This is a genomic window from Bradyrhizobium icense (genome assembly GCF_001693385.1).
Classification (GTDB): Bacteria; Pseudomonadota; Alphaproteobacteria; order Rhizobiales; family Xanthobacteraceae; genus Bradyrhizobium; species Bradyrhizobium icense.
This window is the reverse complement of record NZ_CP016428.1, coordinates 6,836,949-6,853,235: the sequence shown is the minus strand read 5'-3', so window position 1 is coordinate 6,853,235 and position 16,287 is coordinate 6,836,949. Positions and strand designations below refer to the sequence as shown.

The window sequence follows — 16,287 nt, the reverse complement described above, 5'->3', positions numbered from 1 at the left end:
CTTCGCGCACTTCATCACTATGGTCACGCTTGTTACTGGTCCCGCGCGAAGCGATGAGGACTGGAAATGACTGCATGCCTGAAGACCGCGGGATGGCTCGGCGCCGCGCTGCCGATGCTCGCCGCGATGATCGACATAACGCCGGCGGAAGCGCAATCGTCCGCGCGAGAATTGCCTGCCGTCGTCGTCGACCAGCCCTCACGTGCGCCGGCCGCGCACTCCCGGCCCGCGTCCAGGCGGCAAGCCGCGTCGGCCGCAAGCCGTCGCACGGCCCAGCGCGGACAGACGGCGCCCGATGCTGCCGCAGGCGCGCGCGCTGAAACCGCAACCGGCCCCGTGCGCGGCTATCTCGCCGGCCAGAGCGCAACTGGCACCAAGACCGACACGCCGCTGCGCGAAACACCGCAATCGATCACGGTGGTCACCGCCGACCGCGTTACTGACCAGGGCGCGCTCACCGTGCAGGAATCGCTGCGCTACGTACCCGGCGTGTTCGCCGATGCCTATGGCCCGGATTCGCGCGGCGACTATCCGCGGATCCGCGGCCAAGATCCCAACATCTATCTGGACGGCACCCGCATGGTGAATACCTTCACCTTCAACGAATGGCGGCCCGAGCCCTACACGCTGGAACGCATCGAGGTGTTGCGCGGCCCCGCCTCGGTTCTCTATGGCGACACTTCGACGGCCGGCTTGCTGAACTTGATCTCGAAGCGTCCGCAGGCGGAAAGCTTCAACGAGATCGGCGTTCAATATGGCAGCTTCAACCGCAAGCAGGTGCAACTCGACTCGACAGGTAAGCTGACCAAGGACGGCGAGTGGCTGTATCGCTTCATCGGCGTGCTCCGCGACAGCGGTACACAGACCGATTACGTGCCTGATGATCGCATTGTGCTGGCGCCATCGCTGACCTGGCGGCCGACCAACAATACCAACTGGACCGTGCTAGGCACCTATCAGAAGGACAAGACCGGCTCCTCCACCGCGTTCCTGCCGCATGAGGGCACGCTGTATCCCGGCCCGAACGGCCTGATTCCGGTGCGGCGTTTCGCCGGCGAGCCGGGCTTCGACAAGTACCAGACCGAGACCGGCGCGATCTCTAGCCTGTTCGAGCACAGCTTTCGCGATGGCCTGAAGATCCGGCAGAACATGCGTTACGCCCACGTCGAGGGCATCTACCGGTCGACGTGGCCAGATTTGAATTTCGTTAATCCGAGCAACCCGGATTTCCCGTTTCTCGATTCCAGCAGACGCACCGTGGCACGCAGCATATGGAGTCGCGAGACGGTCAAGGATAGCCTGACGTCGGACAGCAATGCCGAGTTGAAATTGCTCACCGGGCCGGTTGCGCACAAGCTGCTGTTCGGCGTCGACTACCGCGAGCTCAGGGAGCGCGCGCAATCCGGCTTCGCCACCGACCCTACGCCGTTCGATCTCTACGCTCCAGTTTATAGCGGCGTGACTGCTCCGGCGATGTCACCCGAGCCGGATCTGCGGCAAACCCAACTCGGGCTTTATGCGCAGGACCAGATGCGGCTGGGGCCATGGCTGGCCATCGTCGGACTGCGCCAGGACTACGTCACCAGCGACGTCGTGGGATCGCCGGTGGAAAACACCAAAGCCACCACCGGCCGCGCCGGGCTGATGTATGAGCTGCCGTTCGGCCTGACGCCGTATGTCTCGTACGCGCAGTCGTTCAATCCGAACTTCGGCAGCGGAGTATGTGTCGGTGTCTGCCGGGCCTCGCGCGGCGAGCAGGTGGAGCTTGGCTTCAAGTACAATCCGTTTGCCGGCACTGCGATCAATGGCGCTGTCTTCGACACCACCGAGAAGAACCGGCTGGCAACCGATCCCGCCGGCTCTCCGTTCTCAGTCCAGACCGGGCAGGTGCGCATTCGTGGTGCCGAGCTCGAAGTGATCAGCCGCGTAACGCCGGACCTCGATCTGATCGGCGCCTATTCCTACCTCGCTGCTCGGGTGGAAAGCGGCGACAATGCCGGCAAGCGTGTCGAAACCGTGCCCGATCATCAGGCCTCGCTGTGGGCGAAGTACCGTCTCACTGCGCTCGGGCTAAACGGCGTCACTGTCGGCGGCGGCGTGCGCTATATCGGCGAGTCCTGGGACGGCACCGACACCATCCGCACGCCTGATTACACGCTGTTCGACGCCATGATCCGCTACGAGACCGGCCCGTGGCGGTTTCAGGTCAACGCCAGCAACCTGGCCGACAAGCGCCATGTCACCACCTGCCTCGCGCGCGGCGACTGCTTCTTCGGCATCGGCCGCACCGTGCTGGGAAGCGCGACGTACAGGTTCTAGGACATGGTCTGTAAGTGAAGACCGGGTTCACTTCTGCTTCGCCCGATAAGTCTGCAGAAACATCCGTGTCGCGCTGTCGACCACGCGCGCGATGCGCTCTGCCGATGGCGCCGGCTCGGCCTGAAACACGAACGGCAGAAACAGCGTCGCTTGGCACATCTGCAGGAACTGCGCGGCGGCGAGGCCGCAATCGTCGATCGCAAGATCGTTCGGCTGGACATGCGCCTGCAGATACCCGGCGAGGCGATTTATCGTCTTTGCCAGCACGTTCTCATAGAATTGGCGTCCGACGTCCGGCATCCGTTCGGCGATTGCCATCACCGTGCGGATCGACGATCCGCCGCCCGGCCGGCACATCGAACTGATGTAGGTTTGGCCGAATTCGCGCAGCGTGGTTTCGACATCGCGTTTGGGATCGAGATTGTAGGCGATCTTGCTTTTTTCGAGCGCTTCGTCCTCGACGATGGCTTCGAACAGCCGACTCTTGTCGGCGAAGTAGACATAAAGCGTGCCTTTGGAAACGCCGGCGGCGCGGGCGATCTCGTTCATGCTGGCCCCATCAAAGCCGAGATCCATGAACACCTTTCGCGCGCCGTCCAGAATCTGGCGGCGCTTCGAACTATCCTCCTCGCCTAAGGGATGAATCGCGTTTGCTCTAGGTGCAACCATTGGTTTATCTTCTCGCGCAAGAATTCAACCCGGGATGCTGTGGGAGGCCTTTTCTCGCTTTAGTATGGTCAGTAACGTAACTTGACCGAACCGTTCGGTCAATGATATTTTGAGTTAGACGCGCCAATGCGGCCCGCCGGTTTCCGCGGCCACTTGCATCGCGACATTTGGAATGGGGGAGGCCGGGTAATGGCCGCAGCGAGAGACCAGGCCGCACGCGTCGTTCGCGCCGATCCGGAAACGGAGGAGGACGAAGCCGCGCGGGAAGCCAGCGCCCGGCTTGCCGACCAGGTGCGGAGTCACATTGCTGATGAAACGCGGCGTCGTCCCGCGGAGCCGCCCGGCGGTCCCGCAGTTGAAAAGCCGGCCGCGGCGTCCGTCGATGCATCGGCGGCGAAACCGGGCAAGCGCAAATTTGTCATGATCGGCGCGCTCGGTTTGCTCGCGCTGGCCGCGATCGGTTACGGCGTCTACTTCGTTTTCGTCGGGCGCTTCTATGTCTCGACGGACAATGCCTACGTTCGCGCCAACAACACCACGCTCGGCGCCCGGGTATCGGGCCATGTCGCGGCAATCCTGCCGCGCGACAATTCGCTCGTTCGCGCCGGCGACGTGATTTTCAGGATCGATGACGGCGACTATCGCATCGCGGTGGAAGCCGCGCGCAGCAAGATCGCGACCCAGCAGGCTACCATCGACCGCATCGGCCGTCAGGTCACGGCGCTGGAAAGCGCCGTCGAGCAGACCAGGGCGGAGCTCGCTTCTGCGGAAGCGGCGATGAAGCGCGCCGGCCTCGACTTCGATCGCCAACAGGCGCTGAGCACCAAGGGTTTTGCCTCGCGCGCCGCCTTCGAGGTTTCCGAAGCAGGCCGCGACCAGAGCCTTGCCGCGGTGAAGTCGGCGCAGGCGGCCCATGACGCCGCGCGCGACAATGTCGAGGTGACCAAAGCGCAGCAGGCCGAGGCCCGCGCGCAACTCGCGGAATTGCAGACCCAGCTCGCCAAGGCGGAGCGCGACCTTGCCTTCACCTCGGTGCGCGCGCCCGTCGACGGCACCTTCTCCAACCGCCTCGTCAATGCCGGCGACTTCATCCAGGCCGGGCAGCGGCTCGCCAATGTGGTGCCGCTCAGCGACGTCTTCATCGACGCCAACTACAAGGAAACCCAGCTCAAGCGCATTCGTCCCGGCCAGCCGGCGAAGATTTCGGTCGATGCCTACGGCCATCGCAAGTTCTCCGGCGTCGTCGACAGCATTTCACCCGCGGCAGGATCGGTGTTCACGCTGCTTCCGCCGGACAACGCCACCGGCAACTTCACCAAGATCGTGCAGCGGCTGCCGGTTCGGATTCGCGTGCCAAAGGAAGTGGCGAAGCAGAACCTGCTGCGCGCCGGCATGTCCGTCTATGTGACCGTCGACACCCGCGAGGGCGCGGCCGATGCGGACAGCGAGGCTGACCTCGACGCCCCCGCGACGGTTCAACCGCAGTAGTTCTTTCTCAATCCTCCGGGCGAAACGCCCGGGGCCTGTGCCGAGCTGATCATGGCTGACGCCACCACCGCATCGCCCTCGATGACGAACGCCGCGGCCGACGAGCGGATTCCGCCGCGGCGGCTGTTTGCGTTCCTCATCATGGTGTTCGGGATGTTCATGTCGATCCTGGACATCCAGGTCGTCTCGGCGTCGCTGCAGCAGATTCAGGCCGGCCTTTCGGCCAGCTCCAGCGAAGTGTCGTGGGTGCAGACCTCCTACCTGATCGCCGAAGTGATCGCGATCCCGCTCTCCGGCTTCCTGTCGCGCGCGTTCGGCACGCGTCTTCTGTTTGCGATTTCCGCCGCCGGCTTCACGGTCGCGAGCTTCTTCTGCGGCTTTGCCTCGACCATCGAGCAGATGATCCTGTGGCGCGCGATCCAGGGCTTTCTGGGCGCGGGCATGATCCCCACCGTGTTCGCGTCCGCCTACACGGTGTTTCCCCGCTCGAAGTTCCACATCGTCGGCCCGATCATCGGGCTGGTCGCGACGCTGGCGCCGACGATCGGGCCGACCGTCGGCGGATTCATCACCGACATGATGTCGTGGCACTGGCTGTTCTTCATCAACATCGTGCCCGGCATCGGCATCACCATCGGCGTGCTCGCGCTGTGCGATTTCGACAAGCCGAACTTTGCCCTGCTCGAGCATTTCGATTGGTGGGGCTTGCTGTTCATGGCGGGCTTCCTCGGCACGCTCGAATATGTGCTGGAAGAGGGGCCGCAGTCGCAATGGCTGGAAGATACGTCCGTTGCGGTGTGCGCGGCGATCTGCGCGGTCTCGGCAGTCGCCTTCTTCTGGCGGGTGCTGAGCGCGCGGGAGCCGATCGTCGACATCAGGACCTTCACCGACCGTAATTTCGGCGTCGGCTGCCTGATCTCGTTTTGCGTCGGCATCGGGCTTTACGGCCTTACCTATATGTACCCGCGCTATCTCGCCGAAGTGCGCGGCTATAGCCCACTGATGATCGGCGAGACCATGTTCGTCTCGGGCATCACGATGTTTCTGGCCGCGCCGATCGTCGGGCGGCTGATGGCGAAGTACGACATGCGCTATTTGATCGCGATCGGCCTCGTGCTGTTCGCGCTCGGCTCCTACCAGATGACCTGGATCACGAAGGAATATGATTTCTACGAATTGCTGATGCCGCAGATCTTGCGCGGCGTCGGCATGATGCTGGCGATGGTGCCGACCAATACGATCGCGCTCGGCACGCTGGCGCCGGAGCGGGTGAAGAACGCCTCCGGGCTGTTCAACCTGACACGAAATCTCGGCGGCGCGGTGGGCTTGGCCGTCATCAACCAGGTGCTGAACGAACGCACCGACCTGCACATTTCGCGCCTGCACGACAGCGTCACCTGGGGCAACGCCACCGCGGTCGAGACGCTCAACATGTTGACCCAGCGCATGCAGGGCATGGGCGATGCCGCGCTGATGGCGATGAAGCAACTGTCGCAGATCGTGCACCGCCAGGCCGTCGTGATGGGCTATGGCGACGCCTTCTTCATGCTGACGGTGTTCTATTTCGGCCTCAGCCTGTTTGTCCTGGTATTGAAAAAGCCTTCCGCAGCGGTGGCCGGGGGTGACGCGCATTGAAAGTGGCGTGACGATGCACATCACGCCCTTGTCATGTTGCAAATCACCCGCGATGCATTTATAAGCTGCGCATTGCCGCTCGAGCCGGGGAGATTTGCATGATTTCGATGTATTCGCAGATCGCGCCCTCGCGTCCGATGCTCGTGGTGGATTTTCGGTCGCGTCGCTGAGCGCGAGCACCACCGGCCCTGATCGGGCCTGACGCCCGATCTTTCCAAGCTTCCCAACGACTTAACGACAGTTTTCAACGACGCATGCGTTCGGCTCGAGGCCGTCTGTGCGTCAAAACCCAGATGGAGCCGGCGTGCGCCTTTCGCGCAGCCGGATGACGCCATGACCGTTCAAACAGAAAAACGACCCGCGGCGATACGCGTGGTGATCCCGTTCGTGTTCCGCCACTGGCTGCAGCAGCCCGGCCGCGCCGCCGTCGTAACCGGCGGCCTGCTGGGGGCAACCGCGGCCGACCTTTTCATGCCGATATTCTCCGGCCGGCTGATCGATGCGTTGACGCTGGGCACTTCCGACCCGGCGGCGCGACAGGCTGCGTTCGTGGCCTTCGGCGGGATCGTCGCGCTCGGACTCATATCGATGATCCTGCGTCTGACCGGCCTGCAAGCCATCGTGCCGTTCACGCTGAAGACGATGTCCGACGTGTCGCGCGACGCTTTCGCGCGCGTACAGCGCTTCTCGACCGACTGGCACGCCAACTCGTTTGCCGGCTCGACCGTGCGCAAGATTACGCGCGGCATGTGGGCGCTCGACCTGCTCAACGACACCATCTTGATGGCGCTGCTGCCCTCACTCCTGGTGCTGGTCGGCTCGATGATACTGCTCGGGTTGCACTGGCCGGTGCTCGGCGCGGTCATCGCGGTCGGCACGGTGATCTACGTCTCGATGACGATGGCGTTCTCGATGAACTACATCGCGCCGGCCGCGCGCGTCTCCAACGCCTGGGACACCAAGGTCGGCGGCACGCTGGCGGATGCCTTGACCTGCAACGCGGTGGTGAAATCGTTCGGCGCGGAGGCCCGCGAGGACGCGCGGCTGGCCGGCGTCGTCGGACGCTGGCGCACGCGCGTGCGGCGGACGTGGTACCGCTACAACTACACCTCGACGGCGCAACTCGCGGTGCTGTTGTGCTTCCGCGCGTCGGTGATCGGCGGCGCGATCCTGTTGTGGATCGGCGGCCGCGCCACGCCGGGCGACGTCACCTATGTGCTGACCAGCTACTACATCATCCACGCCTACTTGCGCGACGTCGGCATGCACATCAACAACCTGCAGCGTTCGGTCAACGACATGGAGGAGCTGGTCGCGATTCACGACGAGCCGATCGGCATTGCCGACGCGCCGGATGCGAAGCCGATCGACATCCAGGGCGGCCGCATCGTGTTCGACAACGTGACGTTCCATTATGGCGGCCATCGCGTGCCGTTATATGACGGTCTGTCGGTGGAGATCCGCGCCGGCGAAAGGGTCGGCCTGGTCGGCCGCTCCGGCTCCGGCAAGACCACTTTCGTCAAGCTGGTACAGCGGCTCTACGACATCGGCGGCGGCAAGATCCTGATCGACGGCCAGGATATCGCGCTGGCCATGCAGCAATCGCTGCGTAGCCAGATCGCGATCGTGCAGCAGGAGCCGATCCTGTTTCACCGTACGCTTGCCGAGAACATCGCCTATGGCCGGCCGGGCGCCAGCATGGCGGCGATCGAGCAGGCGGCGCGGCTCGCCAACGCGCATGACTTCATCCTGCGGCTGCCGAAAGGTTACGGCACGCTGGTCGGCGAACGCGGTGTCAAGCTGTCGGGCGGCGAGCGGCAGCGCGTCGCGTTGGCGCGCGCGTTCCTGGCGGACGCGCCGGTCTTGATCCTGGACGAGGCAACCTCAAGCCTCGATTCGGAATCGGAAGCGCTGATCCAGCAGGCGATGGAGCGGCTGATGAAGGGACGCACCTCGATCGTGATCGCGCACCGCCTGTCGACGGTGCGTAGCCTCGACCGCATCCTGGTGTTCGACCGCGGCGAGATCGTCGAGCAGGGCACACACGCGGCGCTGACCGCGCGTCCCGGCGGCATCTATCGCGGGCTGTTCGAGCTGCAGGCGACCGAGTTCGGCCGCATTTCGGCGGCGGAGTGAGGGCCGTATAGTTGCGAACCCGATCGATGTCGGAATATGTTTTCCGGCATCGAGAGGAGCTCGCGCGATGCGCTGGTTTCGAAGGAATCGGCCGCCGGAGGTCTGGGGAACCGACGTTCAGCCCGCAGGGGATATCGAGGCGGCGCAAAGGATTCGCGAGATTTGCGTCGCGGCCGGCGCCATTGCCGAGAGAATGGCGACGCTGCGCGGCCGCAAGGCTGAGATTGAGAAGAGCGCCGAAGCCGAGCGATATCAGGCCGCGATCAAATGCGCGCTCGAGGTCGCCATGAAAATCTCCGACGACGCCATGCGCGACGTCTCGGTGAGCCAGATCATCCGGCTCTGCGTAAGGGCGGACCATCTGAAAACCGCGAGGGTCCTGCTTCGCACCATCCAGTCGGAAAAGACCAGGGCCGAACTGATCGCGGAAAGTCCGGTCCTGATCGATCAGGACGCCGCGAGCTGAGGCGGCTCGCGATTCCGCTGCGGCACCGATGGAGCCGCTTTGGCCCGCGTGCGCGTCGAGATGGCGACCGTCACCACGACGGCGGCGGCGAACAGCACGATCTGCAGCGTGATGGTCTCGTCGTTGAAAAACGCCGCCAGCGCAAAGGTGACGAAGGGCTGCAGCAGCTGGATCTGCGAGACCCGCGCGATGCCGCCCATCGCGAGCCCCGCATTCCACGCGAAGAAGCCGATCCATTGCGAGAACAGTGCGACGTAGAGCAGGCCGAGCCAGGGCTTCAGGGCGATGTGGCTGATATCGGCGGGCATGGTCAGCACGGCTGCCGGGATCGACAGCGGCAGTGCAATGACCAGAATCCAGCTTATCACCTCCCAGCCAGGCATTTGCGAGGTGAGCCGGCCGGAGAATGCGTAGCCGATCGCGGCGACGGCGACCGATGCAAACAGGAATAAATCACCGGCGACCAGCGCGCCGCCGCCTTGCCGCAATGCGAATGCGATCACCAGCCCGGCGCCGGCGACCGAAGCGATCCAGAACAGCGGCCGCGGCCGCTCATGGGTGATGGCGACGGCGACCAGCGCAGTGGCGATCGGCAGCACGCCCAGCACCACGCCGCCATGCGAGGCGTCGACCCTCTGCATCCCCATCGACATCAACAGCGGAAACAGGACCGCGACACAGAGCATGGCGACCACGAGTTGCGGCCACAAGGCGCGGGGCGGCAGCGGTCGGCGCAACACGAGAACGAGCGCCAGCGAGCACAGTCCGGCGATCGCGGTGCGTAGCGCGGTCAGTGCAATCGGATCAATTTCAGCAACCGCAATCCGCGTCGCCGGCAGCGTGCCGCCGAAGATCGCCATGCCGATGAAGCCCAGCAACAGGCCGAGGCGCTCGCGTGAAGCAGGGGAGCTCATGACGCGATTGGTTAGCCGCTTTGCAGGTCAGCGTACAGCAATCTACTCGGAGCACATGGCGGCTATGCGCGGCTATCTCGGAGCAATGCTGCTCCATACCAATCCGATTCCCGACAGAAACAAGAGAGCCAGCACGACGTCGTAGAAGTTTCGGTCATTGAGGGCATGATAGGTGCGCATGCCAAGACGGGCGCCGATCAGCGTGCCGGGCAGCGCCAGCATCGCCAGCCAGAACACGTCCCATTTAACGAAACCGCTGGCGATCTGCAGGATGAGCGCGGCGCCGAGCACGCTGCCGTTGAAGATCTGGAAAACGCCGCGGCGCTGGTCCTTGGTCCAGCCGCGGATGCTGGCCCACAGGGTCGGCAGCGGGCCCGACAGGCCGGCGAGGCCGCCGAGGATGCCGCCGGCAAATCCGATGGCTGCGTCTGCCGGCCGGCCGCCAAAGCGGAAGGCCATCGGCTTTCGGATGAAATAGAGCGCGGTGGGAAACACCAGCAGCATCACGCCGACGCTGAGCTTGAAGTTTTGCGGGTCGGCGCGCGCGACCAGCAGCGCCCCGATCGGCATGCCGACAAGACCGCCGGCGACGAACGGTCCGGCCAGCTTGAAGTCGAGAACTTTCCACATCGACGGCAGCGTCGAGATCTGCGAACTGACCGAGCAGATCAGGACCAGCGGCACGGCAATGGCCGGCGGCAAGATGTAAAGCCAGATCCCCAGCGCCATCACCGCCGTGCCGAAACCGGAAAGTCCGGAGACAAAACCGCCGGCGAGCGCGCCGGCCAATAAGATCGCGTAGGTGGTTAGGTCCACGCTTCTCTTTCCTCCCGTCATTCCGGGATGGTCCGAAGGACCAGACCCGGAATCTCGAGATTCCGGGTTCGCATCTTCGCTGCGTCCCGGAATGACGACGTTGAAATTTGCGGCCACGTTTACACGAGGCGACGGACTGGTACTATCGCAATCCAAGCCTTCAACAATAACTTGGTGGGAAACGGGCCGATGAGCGCAACTTCGAAAACCTTCCTCGTCTGTCACGGCGCGTGGTCCGCGGGTTGGGCCTGGAAGAAGATGCATCCGCTGACGCAGGCGGCCGGGCATCGCCTGGTTACGCCGACCTACACCGGCCTCGGCGAGCGCGCGCATCTGGCGCATCCCGCGATCGATCTCAATTCGCATATCGAAGACGTTTTGCACGTCATCGAGTATGAAGACCTGCGAGACTTCGTGCTGATCGGCCACAGCTATGGCGGCATGGTCGCGACCGGCGTCGCCGACCGGGCGCGCGACAAGGTCAAGCAGCTCATCTATATCGACGCTTTCGTGCCGCAGGACGGGCAATCGCTGCTCGATCTGAACGAGGCGGCGCGGGCGCGGATGGAGGAGTTGGCCAAGACCGGCGACGGCTGGCGCGTGCCGCCAAACCCGACGCCGCCGGATACTTCGCCCGCCGACGTCGAATGGCTCAGCGCGCGCCGCGTCGACATGCCGATCAAATGTTTCGAGACCAGGCTCAAGCTGCAGGGCGGCGCGCTGACCCTGCCGCGCAGCTACATCTACGCCACCCGCATCACGCCAGCCGATACTTTTGGGCCGTTCGCCAGGATGACGAAGGGCGATCCCGCCTGGAGCTATCACGAGATCGACGCCAGCCATTCGCCGAATGTCACCGCGCCGGAAGCGCTGATGGCGCTGCTGCAAAAGATCGTGGCGTAGCTCGGATTGACTCTCCACGGTGTGCCTAACAAGCTAGCCAACCGGTAGTCGACATCGATCGCGGAGGCAGGGCCATGGCGGCCAGAACGACTTCAGTCATCGAGACGTGGTCGACCGGCCTGGTAGAGCCGGAACGGCGCCTGGACTATTGGATCGGCGCCGTCTGCGAATGCTTTCTTGAAATGGACATCACGACGCCGGTGCGGTCGGGCTTCGACTGCTCCGTTCAGCGCGGGCAACTCGACACGATCGGCATCAACCGGGTCGAGGGCTCGGCGCAGCACGTCTACCGCAGGAAAGCCAGCCTCGCGCGCAGCGCGTCGAACTACTATTACCTGCTGTGCAAGACCGACAATGACTGGACCGCCATGCAGAACGGCCATGCGTCGCGCCTGCAGCCCGGCGATCTCGTGCTGCTGGACTCCCGGCGCTGCTATGAGTTCAACTTTCCGGTAACTTCAAACACGCTGTCGCTGGAGCTTCCGATTCCGTGGGTCGAATCCTGGATCACCGATCCGGAGCGGCGCATCGGACAGCGTATTGACGGGCGCGCCGGCTGGGGCGCGGCGCTCAGCACATTTGCCCGCCAGTTGACGCCTCAACTGGCGATCGAGCAACCGCTACCGGCGCAGGTTTTGACCGACCAGCTTGGAGCGCTGCTGGCGCTTGGGTTGGGGAGTGAGATTCCGGCGGCGCCCTCCGAGCAACGCGATGCCGCGAGGCTGTTGGACCAGATCGGCCGCGTCATCCGGTTGCGCTATGCCGAACCGGGATTGACGGCTGCGACCGTCGCCGATCATCTGCACGTCTCCGAGCGAACCCTGCACCGCTGTCTCAACAGAGCGGGCCTGACGTTCAGCGGCTTGCTCAACGATTGCCGCATGGCGGCGGCGCGCAGGATGCTGAGCGAGCCGCGGTTCGATCGCATCAGCGTCGGCGGAATCGGGCTGCGCGTCGGTCTGTCCGATCCATCCCACTTCATCCGGCAATGCCGCAGATATCTCGGCATGACGCCGGGCGCCTTCCGGCAGCAGCGCTAGAGGCCTGGCGTAATCCGGCGATGGCGGTGGCCGAATCCGGCCATCCGGGAAAAGGCGTCCCCATCAATGTCTGCTTTCCAGAAAATCGGGGGGAGACGGAATGTCAGACATCTATGTTCTTGTTCACGGCGCGTGGCATACCGGCGCCGAGATGGAAGCGGTGGCAGGACATCTTCGCAAAAGCGGCCATGTCGTGCATTGCCCGACGATCGCCGGCAACAACAAGGATGACGATCGCGAGAAAACAGGACTCGAGCAGGCGATCTCGTCTGTCGGCGCTTACATCGAGGCGAATAATCTGCGCGACATCAGGCTGGTCGGCCACTCCTATGGCGGGATGGTAATTTCAGGTGTCGCGGACCGTCTGACGGACAGGATCAAACGCCTGGTTTATGTCAACGCCTTCGTGCCCTTGGACGGGCAGTGTCTCAACGACATGGTACCGCCGCATTATGTCGGGCTGTTCGATGCGGTGGCGGCTGCCAACAACAACGCCGTGATGCTGCCGTTCGAAATCTGGCGCGATGCCTTCATCAACGACGCCGATCTTGAACTGGCGAAAGCCGCCTACGCCAGACTCAATCTGCATCCGTACAAGACGTTCACCGACAAGATCGCGCTGAAGCGCCCCTTGGCGGAACTGCCGGTCGGCAAGTCCTATGTCAACTGCCGGCAGGACATTGCTTTGCCGCACGGCCTGCCATGGCATCCGCGCTTGTCGGAGCGGCTGGGCCTGTTTCGCCTGGTCGAATGCGACGGCAGCCATGAAATGTTCTTCAGCAATCCGGCGCGGCTGGCACAGGCGATCGGAGAAGCTGGGCGCGATTGAGATTGTTACGCGCGAGCGCCTCGCTCGCTACAGGTTCTGATCGAAAATGGCGAGGGGCCCGGCGTATTCGCGCCGAGCCCCTCATTCACTTCCTCAGCAAGACGCGTTTTCTTTAAGCGAACCGGAAGACCACTTCGCTCGAAAACGCTTATGAGATATCAGCCAGCCTGTAAGCCGGGTTCTGTAGGGTACCATTCTTGCAAATGGTACGTGACGGCCATTCCTCTGGGACCATGTTCGCACATGGTCTCGAGCAACCTACCCGGACGGCGAGCTTGACATCGCCCTGCGGCGTTATCGCTTTCGCGAACAGCCCGCGTTGCCGTCCCTATTCGGTTTTGCTCCCGGTGGGGTTTGCCATGCCGTCTCCGTTGCCGGAAACGCGGTGCGCTCTTACCGCACCTTTTCACCCTTACTCCCCTCCCTTTCGGGTGGGGAGCGGTTCGTTCTCTGTGGCACTTTCCCTGGGGTTACCCCCGCCGGACGTTATCCGGCACCGCATGTCGATGGAGCCCGGACTTTCCTCCCCCGCAGCCTTTCGACCATAGCGGAAGCGGCCGTCCGGCCGACTGATGCCATTACGAATGGGGGCTCGGGGGCGCGCCGTCAAGGTTAATCCGGTTCCGTCAGCGTGATTTTGACATGCGCGACAGCACGGCATTTGATGCCGGTAGGTTCGATTTCTGGATGCGAGCGATGAACATTCCTTCCGGTCTTGGCGAAGCTCTGCTGCACAGCGCTTCTGACGCGATCATTGCGACCGATCGCGATGGGCGCATCACGTTCTGGAATCCCGGCGCGGAGCGGATATTCGGCTTCACGGCTGCGGAAGCCACCGGCCAGTCGCTCGACCTGATCATTCCTGAAAATTTGCGCGCACGGCACTGGGCCGGATTTCGGCACACCATGGAGACGGGAACGAGCCGATACGGGCATGGCGATTTGTTGTCGGTGCCTGGCCTGACGAAGGACGGCCGAAGAATATCGGTCGAATTCACCATCGTCCTGCTGCGGGACGAAGCGCAGGAGGTTGCGGGCACCGTGGCGGTCATGCGCGACGTGACCAAGCGCTTTGCCGAAGTGAGGGAGTTGAAGCGGCGGCTCGCCGGGACCGGGAGCCAGTCTTGATCCCGTCCTTGCCCGCGCGGATTCCGGCTCCCCCGCGCCGCTCAAAAAAATTATCGTGACGATGTCGTCTAGCGAGGGGCCCGTTCGACTGGGTGTCGGCAATCCAGCCGATCAAGAGGAGTTCTCGAAATGCAGTACCTGTTGTTGATCTATCGAAGCGAAGCCGAGCTTGGCAAAATGGACGCAGCGGCACGTAAGCAGATGACGGCGGAATACGGCGCGTTCACCCAATCCATCATCCAGAGCGGCCATTTCAAGGCCGGCGACGGCTTGCAGCCGTCAACGACGGCAACCACCGTGCGGGTCCGCGACGGCAAGGTCATGACGACGGACGGTCCGTTCGCAGAGACGCGAGAGCAGCTCGGCGGCTATTATCTGGTCGAAGCCAAGGATCTCGACACGGCTCTGGGCATCGCCGCCCGCATTCCCGGCGCCAAGGATGGTTCGATCGAGGTCAGGCCGATCATGATTTATGACTAGGCGTCGTTCCGGGTTCGATGCTTCGCATTGCCCCGGAATGACGACGTTGGATACCAATGACACCTCGCGAAATCGAAAAAGTCTTCCGCGACGAGACGGGGCGGGCGCTTGCCACGCTGATCCGTCTCGTCGGCGATTTCGATCTGGCTGAGGATGCTTTGCAGGATGCGTTCGCGGTGGCTTTGGAACGCTGGCCTGCCGCGGGCCCGCCGTCCAATCCGCGCGCCTGGCTGGTCAATGTCGGGCGAAACAAGGCGATCGATCGTATCAGACGCAACGTCGTGTTTCGCGGCAAGCAGGAGGAACTGACGCGCGAAATCCTGCTCAATGCGTCGGCACCCTACGAGGACGACGGCAACGTGCTCGACGACGACATGCTGCGGCTGATCTTCACCTGCTGTCACCCGTCCTTTGCCACCGAAGTACAGGTCGCGCTGACGCTGCGCACCGTATGCGGCCTCACGACAGCCGAGGTCGCGCGCGCCTTTCTCGCCAGCGAAGATGCGATGGCGCAACGCCTGCTGCGCGCCAAGCAAAAAATCCGCCTCGCTGGCATTCCCTATGAGGTGCCGGAATGCGAAGCACTGGAGCCGCGGCTGCGCGGCGTCCTCGCGGTGGTCTACCTCGTCTTCACCGAGGGATATGCCGCCACGTCAGGGGAAGGCCTGATGCGGCCGGATCTCGCGCGCGAAGCGATTCGGCTGGCGCGGCTGCTCGATGCGTTGATGCCCGAACGCGGCGAGATCAAGGGGCTGCTGGCTCTGATGCTGCTGCACGATTCACGCCGCGCCGCCGCGAGACCGCGGGCGGCGATATCGTGCTGCTGGAAGAGCAGGATCGCAAATTATGGGATCGTGCGCAGATTTCGGAAGGATTGCTCCTTGTAGAAGAGGCGCTGCGGATGCCGGGCCGGCCGCAATCCTACGCGGTGCAGGCGGCGATCGCCGCGCTTCATGCGCGGGCGCCCGGTTATGAAGACACCGACTGGCGGCAGATCGCCGGCCTCTATGAAGTGCTGCTGCGGATCAGCCCATCGCCGGTGATCGAACTCAATCACGCCGCAGCGGTGTCGATGGTCGATGGCCCAGCGCGGGCGCTCGATCTGGTCGATGCACTGGAGGCGCGCGGCGAGCTGAAGAGCTATGAGCTGCTGCCGGCCGTCCGCGCTGATTTGCTGCGCAGGCTCGGCCGGAATGACGCGGCGCGGGAGGCTTATCAGGAGGCGACGGCTGCGACGCAGTTGGAGCCGCTGCGAAGGCTGTATGCGCGAAGGATTGCGGAGATGGGTTAGATTCGCCCCGCTCTTGCGGGGAGAAGTCGGATTGCCTCGGCGATGCGAAGCATCGCCGGTGCAATTCGGGTGAGGGGGGCTCACCGCGTCCTCAGATCTTTCGAGTTTGCGGAGACAGCCCCTCACCCCGACCCTCTAAGCGCGAGCTTCGCTCGTCTCGACCCGGCAAGAGC

The 16,287-nt window shown here is 63.7% G+C and carries 13 protein-coding genes, 1 other RNA gene and 1 pseudogene; 11 read left to right on the top strand and 4 right to left on the bottom strand.

Translation table 11 applies throughout. The features are described 5' to 3' along the window. Positions 1-66: 66 nt before the first annotated feature. Positions 67-2,319: a TonB-dependent siderophore receptor gene (locus tag LMTR13_RS31665; protein WP_065731188.1), complete on the top strand. Its 2,253-nt coding sequence runs from the start codon at positions 67-69 to the stop codon at positions 2,317-2,319. A 27-nt stretch (positions 2,320-2,346) separates the two neighbouring features. On the opposite strand, the gene LMTR13_RS31660 is transcribed toward LMTR13_RS31665, so the two are convergent. Further along, positions 2,347-2,988 carry a TetR/AcrR family transcriptional regulator gene (locus LMTR13_RS31660; protein WP_065731187.1) on the bottom strand — a complete coding sequence of 214 codons (642 nt, stop codon included), beginning with the start codon at positions 2,986-2,988 and terminating at the stop codon, positions 2,347-2,349. 189 nt (positions 2,989-3,177) lie between these two features. Here LMTR13_RS31660 and LMTR13_RS31655 point away from each other — a divergent pair, with 189 nt between their 5' ends. From LMTR13_RS31655 to LMTR13_RS31640, 4 genes are all read left to right on the top strand, one after another. Beyond that, positions 3,178-4,476 carry an HlyD family secretion protein gene (locus tag LMTR13_RS31655; RefSeq protein ID WP_065731186.1) on the top strand — a complete coding sequence of 433 codons (1,299 nt, stop codon included), beginning with the start codon at positions 3,178-3,180 and terminating at the stop codon, positions 4,474-4,476. Positions 4,477-4,527: 51 nt separating this feature from the next. After that, entirely contained in the window at positions 4,528-6,111 is a 1,584-nt protein-coding gene (locus LMTR13_RS31650; protein ID WP_065731185.1) for a DHA2 family efflux MFS transporter permease subunit, read from the top strand. 333 nt (positions 6,112-6,444) lie between these two features. Continuing rightward, entirely contained in the window at positions 6,445-8,247 is a 1,803-nt protein-coding gene (locus tag LMTR13_RS31645) for an ABC transporter ATP-binding protein (protein WP_065731184.1), read from the top strand. Positions 8,248-8,314: 67 nt separating this feature from the next. Next, a complete protein-coding gene (locus LMTR13_RS31640) occupies positions 8,315-8,713 on the top strand; it encodes a hypothetical protein (RefSeq protein WP_065731183.1) in 399 nt (132 codons plus the stop codon). Here LMTR13_RS31640 and LMTR13_RS31635 read toward each other — a convergent pair. Continuing rightward, a complete protein-coding gene (locus LMTR13_RS31635; RefSeq protein ID WP_065731182.1) occupies positions 8,695-9,627 on the bottom strand; it encodes a DMT family transporter in 933 nt (310 codons plus the stop codon). The two genes, LMTR13_RS31640 and LMTR13_RS31635, sit on opposite strands and share 19 nt — an antisense overlap. A gap of 72 nt (positions 9,628-9,699) precedes the next feature. Next, entirely contained in the window at positions 9,700-10,443 is a 744-nt protein-coding gene (locus LMTR13_RS31630) for a sulfite exporter TauE/SafE family protein (protein ID WP_065733123.1), read from the bottom strand. A 189-nt stretch (positions 10,444-10,632) separates the two neighbouring features. On the opposite strand from LMTR13_RS31630, the gene LMTR13_RS31625 reads away from it, so the two are divergent. The 3 genes from LMTR13_RS31625 to LMTR13_RS31615 all read left to right on the top strand — a co-directional run bounded on the left by LMTR13_RS31625 (position 10,633) and on the right by LMTR13_RS31615 (position 13,215). After that, a complete protein-coding gene (locus LMTR13_RS31625) occupies positions 10,633-11,346 on the top strand; it encodes an alpha/beta fold hydrolase (RefSeq protein WP_065731181.1) in 714 nt (237 codons plus the stop codon). Between the two features lie 74 nt (positions 11,347-11,420). After that, positions 11,421-12,386: a helix-turn-helix transcriptional regulator gene (locus LMTR13_RS31620; protein ID WP_065731180.1), complete on the top strand. Its 966-nt coding sequence runs from the start codon at positions 11,421-11,423 to the stop codon at positions 12,384-12,386. Between the two features lie 100 nt (positions 12,387-12,486). Further along, positions 12,487-13,215: an alpha/beta hydrolase gene (locus tag LMTR13_RS31615; protein ID WP_065731179.1), complete on the top strand. Its 729-nt coding sequence runs from the start codon at positions 12,487-12,489 to the stop codon at positions 13,213-13,215. 154 nt (positions 13,216-13,369) lie between these two features. On the opposite strand, the gene rnpB is transcribed toward LMTR13_RS31615, so the two are convergent. Further along, positions 13,370-13,788: RNase P RNA component class A (rnpB, locus tag LMTR13_RS31610), an RNA gene on the bottom strand. A 123-nt stretch (positions 13,789-13,911) separates the two neighbouring features. Between rnpB and LMTR13_RS31605 the strand changes: the two genes are divergently transcribed. The 3 genes and pseudogenes from LMTR13_RS31605 to LMTR13_RS31595 all read left to right on the top strand — a co-directional run bounded on the left by LMTR13_RS31605 (position 13,912) and on the right by LMTR13_RS31595 (position 16,114). Beyond that, positions 13,912-14,343, top strand: a complete 432-nt coding sequence (locus LMTR13_RS31605) for a PAS domain-containing protein (protein WP_065733122.1) — start codon at positions 13,912-13,914, stop codon at positions 14,341-14,343. A gap of 129 nt (positions 14,344-14,472) precedes the next feature. Continuing rightward, positions 14,473-14,823: a YciI family protein gene (locus tag LMTR13_RS31600; RefSeq protein ID WP_065731178.1), complete on the top strand. Its 351-nt coding sequence runs from the start codon at positions 14,473-14,475 to the stop codon at positions 14,821-14,823. 56 nt (positions 14,824-14,879) lie between these two features. Next, a pseudogene (locus LMTR13_RS31595) lies at positions 14,880-16,114 on the top strand (RNA polymerase sigma factor). Positions 16,115-16,287: the final 173 nt, after the last annotated feature.

Bases quoted from the DNA above. Each gene is read 5' to 3' on its own strand.
- LMTR13_RS31665 (WP_065731188.1), top strand. From the start codon at position 67: ATGACTGCATGCCTGAAGACCGCGGGATGGCTCGGCGCCGCGCTGCCG.
- LMTR13_RS31660 (WP_065731187.1), bottom strand. From the start codon at position 2,988: ATGGTTGCACCTAGAGCAAACGCGATTCATCCCTTAGGCGAGGAGGAT.
- LMTR13_RS31655 (WP_065731186.1), top strand. From the start codon at position 3,178: ATGGCCGCAGCGAGAGACCAGGCCGCACGCGTCGTTCGCGCCGATCCG.
- LMTR13_RS31650 (WP_065731185.1), top strand. From the start codon at position 4,528: ATGGCTGACGCCACCACCGCATCGCCCTCGATGACGAACGCCGCGGCC.
- LMTR13_RS31645 (WP_065731184.1), top strand. From the start codon at position 6,445: ATGACCGTTCAAACAGAAAAACGACCCGCGGCGATACGCGTGGTGATC.
- LMTR13_RS31640 (WP_065731183.1), top strand. From the start codon at position 8,315: ATGCGCTGGTTTCGAAGGAATCGGCCGCCGGAGGTCTGGGGAACCGAC.
- LMTR13_RS31635 (WP_065731182.1), bottom strand. From the start codon at position 9,627: ATGAGCTCCCCTGCTTCACGCGAGCGCCTCGGCCTGTTGCTGGGCTTC.
- LMTR13_RS31625 (WP_065731181.1), top strand. From the start codon at position 10,633: ATGAGCGCAACTTCGAAAACCTTCCTCGTCTGTCACGGCGCGTGGTCC.
- LMTR13_RS31620 (WP_065731180.1), top strand. From the start codon at position 11,421: ATGGCGGCCAGAACGACTTCAGTCATCGAGACGTGGTCGACCGGCCTG.
- LMTR13_RS31615 (WP_065731179.1), top strand. From the start codon at position 12,487: ATGTCAGACATCTATGTTCTTGTTCACGGCGCGTGGCATACCGGCGCC.
- LMTR13_RS31605 (WP_065733122.1), top strand. From the start codon at position 13,912: ATGAACATTCCTTCCGGTCTTGGCGAAGCTCTGCTGCACAGCGCTTCT.
- LMTR13_RS31600 (WP_065731178.1), top strand. From the start codon at position 14,473: ATGCAGTACCTGTTGTTGATCTATCGAAGCGAAGCCGAGCTTGGCAAA.